The 235-nt window shown below is 66.8% G+C and carries 1 pseudogene (only partly in view); it reads left to right on the top strand.

The annotated features are described in order from the left end of the window. Positions 1–235 (top strand): annotated as a pseudogene (gene treZ, locus K789_RS22995) (malto-oligosyltrehalose trehalohydrolase); its annotated part runs 1238 nt beyond the window's last position; the annotation flags it as partial.

The raw sequence follows: 235 nt of genomic DNA, 5'->3' as shown, positions 1-235 counted from the left end.
CGGGCTGCCGGGGGCCGTGATCTATGAGCTGCACATCGGGACTTTCACCCCGGAAGGCACCCTGGATGCGGCCATCGGGAAGCTCGGCTACCTCGTGGAGCTCGGCATTGACTTCGTGGAGCTGCTGCCGGTGAACGGCTTCAACGGCACCCACAACTGGGGCTACGACGGCGTCCTCTGGTACGCGGTGCACGAAGGCTACGGCGGACCCGCCGCGTACCAGCGCTTCGTGGAC

Origin of the sequence: Arthrobacter sp. TB 26 (assembly GCF_000427315.1) — a bacterium.
GTDB lineage: Bacteria > Actinomycetota > Actinomycetes > Actinomycetales > Micrococcaceae > Arthrobacter.
This window is presented reverse-complemented; position numbering and strand designations above follow the sequence as displayed.